Here is a 3,043-nt window from a genome sequence, read left to right on the forward strand (position 1 = left end):
GATGAACACCGCGTGCACCGGCTCGTCGAAACCAAGGAACTCGACATCGCCTTCGAACGAGTCGACTTGACGCCCAAAAGCGTTGCGCCGCACCGTCATATCCACACCACCCAAAGGCAACGCCTCCCGCCCACCGGCACCGGCGTCCAAAATTTCGCTGGCCAACAGGATCATCCCGGCGCAAGCCCCGTAGGCCGGCATCCCGTCGGCTAACCGCAAACGCAGCGGCTCCAGCAGATCCAGATCGCGCAGCAGATGACTCATCGTGGTGGATTCCCCACCAGGAATCACCAGCGCGTCAACAGCGTCCAACTCGTCAAGGCGCCGGACCGGCATCGCAGCAGCACCGGCCTCGCGCAGCGCGGCAAGGTGGTCGCGAGTGTCGCCCTGCAGCGCCAACACCCCGACGCGGATCACTGCCCCGAAGGCCGGTATCCACGCGCGAAACGGGTCAGCCCCTCCTGCATCACAGCGGCCACCATCTCGCCGTACTGATTGAAGATCTTGCCCTGGCACAGCGAGCGCCCGCCGGTGGCCGACGGCGAGGACTGGTCGTAGAGCAACCACTCGTCGGCCCGAAACACCCGCATGAACCACATCGCGTGATCCAGCGACGCCACTTGCAGGTGCGACCGCTCGTCAAGGTGATTCACCTGCGCCGATCCCAGCAGGGTCAGGTCGCTCATGTAGGCGAGCGCGCAGATATGCAACACCGGGTCGTCGGGCAGCGGGTCGCGGTGCCGAAACCACACCTGTTGCTGAGAAGCCTTGCCGGGCAACCGCTGCAGTTCATCGCGCGGCACGATGCGGATGTCCCACTCCTCGAACTGACGAAATCCGGCGTCGTCGAACACCTTCATCGACTTCAGTCCCGGCAGATTGTCCGGTGGCGGCGCCGCCGGCATCGCATCCTGGTGGTGGATGCCGTCCTGATCGGTCTGGAATGACGCCGACATGGAGAAGATGGTTTCGCCGTGCTGGATGGCGTTGACCCGCCTGGTGCAAAACGAGCCGCCGTCGCGCAGACGCTCGACGATAAAAACGGTGGGCGCCTTGGCATCTCCGGGCCGGATGAAGTACCCGTGCAGCGAGTGCACCAGAAACTGCGGCTCCACGGTGCGCACCGCCGACACCAGCGACTGGCCCGCCACGTGGCCGCCGAAGGTGCGCTGAAAGAAGCCCGAATCCGGGCTGAACACGCTACCTCGGTAGATGTTGACCTCGAGTTGCTCGAGATCAAGGATCTTCTCGATCGACAAGTTCTTACCAGCCGCGCTGAGCCAGTCGATGCGGCTGCGCGATCTCCTCCACGTTGATGCCGACCATCGGCTCACCGAGGCCGCGCGACACCCGGGCCAGCACATCGGGATCGTCAAAGAAGGTGGTGGCCTTGACGATCGCCGCGGCGCGCTGGGCCGGGTCGCCGGACTTGAAGATGCCCGACCCGACGAAAACCCCTTCGGCTCCCAGCTGCATCATCATCGCGGCGTCGGCCGGTGTCGCGATACCGCCGGCGGTGAACAACGTGACCGGCAGCTTGGCGGCCCGCGCCACCTCCACGACTAAATCGTAAGGCGCCGCGAGTTCCTTTGCCGCCACGTATAACTCGTCATCGGACAACGAGCCCAGCCGGCGGATCTCTCCGCCGATTGCGCGCATGTGGGTGGTGGCGTTGGATACGTCGCCGGTGCCGGCTTCACCTTTCGAGCGGATCATCGCCGCGCCCTCGCTGATCCGCCGCAGCGCTTCACCGAGATTGGTGGCGCCGCAGACGAACGGCACGGTGAACTTCCACTTGTCGATGTGATGGGTGTAGTCGGCCGGGGTGAGCACCTCGGATTCGTCGATGTAGTCCACGCCGAGGCTCTGCAGGATCTGCGCCTCGACGAAGTGCCCGATGCGCGCCTTGGCCATCACCGGAATGGTGACCGCGGCGATGATGCCCTCGATCATGTCCGGGTCGCTCATCCGCGACACGCCGCCTTGGGCGCGGATATCGGCCGGCACCCGTTCCAGCGCCATCACCGCGACGGCGCCGGCGCCCTCGGCGATGCGGGCGTGCTCCGGGGTGACGACGTCCATGATGACGCCGCCCTTGAGCATTTCGGCCATCCCGCGCTTGACCCGCGCCGTTCCAGTCTGCGGGCTGCCGTTGTTCATAGCCACCAAGTCTAGTGGTCGACGGCAAATGGTATTTCGCGTGCCTCAACGGATGGACTGCAGCTGGGGGGCCCGCTCCGGCGCGCCGGCCAGCGCAATCGCCTCGGCGAGCAGTTCGGCGAGCTGCAGCGGGTACACCGTCTCGCCGGCAGCAACCAGATCGGCGATGTCAGCAGCGTCACACCAGCGGTGGCAGTGGATGTAGCGGTTCTCCAGCTCGGTCCGCCCAGTGGTGGACGGCTCGAACCGTTGGGTCCGGTGGACGAAGAAGAATTCCTCGCTGTGGATCGCCGAGCCGTTGAAGTCGAACACCGCTTCCCGTCGCCAGATCGGGCCGATCATGTCGGCCGCAGCGACACGCAGACCCGTCTCCTCGGCCAACTCACGGGCAGCGGCGTTGGCCAACGGCTCACCGTCGCCGACCTGACCGCCCACGGTGAACCACCACCGCGGTGCGCTCCCCGCCGCCGCGGCCGGGTCAGACCCGCACAGCAGCAACACCGCCCCGGTCTCGTCGAGCAACACCAGCCGCGCCGAGGTCCGCCGGTGTGCCGCGGGGTGATCGCCGTGACGCAACGACAGTGATCGCTCAGCGATCTCGAAATAGCTTGGCAGCGAGGCGGTTCCACCTAAGTGCAGCAACCGAACCAGCCGTCTTTCGCGCAGCGCCAGCGTGTCGCGGACCGCGTCGTTGTGGAATCGGCGAGCCAGCAACACCCGCGCTTCGGCGTCGGCCAGCTCGGCGATCAGCCCCGCCTGCATCGCTGCCGGATCGACCATCGCCAGCGCGGCCGACAGGCTGTTCTCGCAGGCCTCGCGAGCCTGCCGGGGGGCAGATTCGGCGGCGTCGGCCAGGGCCGCTAACTGCGGCGCGGATGAGCTT

At 66.4% G+C, this 3,043-nt stretch carries 4 protein-coding genes; all 4 read right to left on the reverse strand.

Annotated elements, in window-relative coordinates; genetic code table 11:
- Positions 1 to 435, reverse strand: a 435-nt coding sequence (gene pdxT / locus WB785_RS15940; protein WP_424080291.1) for a pyridoxal 5'-phosphate synthase glutaminase subunit PdxT, incomplete at its 3' end; no start/stop codon positions are given.
- Complete coding sequence (gene tesB, locus WB785_RS15945; RefSeq protein ID WP_424080288.1) at positions 414 to 1,259, reverse strand: acyl-CoA thioesterase II; 846 nt, start codon at positions 1,257 to 1,259, stop codon at positions 414 to 416. The genes pdxT and tesB, both read right to left, overlap by 22 nt.
- A 4-nt stretch (positions 1,260 to 1,263) precedes the next feature.
- Positions 1,264 to 2,160: a pyridoxal 5'-phosphate synthase lyase subunit PdxS gene (pdxS, locus tag WB785_RS15950; RefSeq protein ID WP_424080289.1), complete on the reverse strand. Its 897-nt coding sequence runs from the start codon at positions 2,158 to 2,160 to the stop codon at positions 1,264 to 1,266.
- 45 nt (positions 2,161 to 2,205) lie between these two features.
- Positions 2,206 to 3,043 (reverse strand): NUDIX hydrolase (locus tag WB785_RS15955; RefSeq protein WP_424080290.1); only part of this gene is annotated, 838 nt, incomplete at its 5' end.

This window comes from Mycobacterium sp. (assembly GCF_049585075.1).
Classification (GTDB): domain Bacteria; phylum Actinomycetota; class Actinomycetes; order Mycobacteriales; family Mycobacteriaceae; genus Mycobacterium.

Coding starts and splice junctions, on each gene's coding strand:
- pdxS (WP_424080289.1), bottom strand. CDS start 2,160: ATGAACAACGGCAGCCCGCAGACTGGAACGGCGCGGGTCAAGCGCGGG.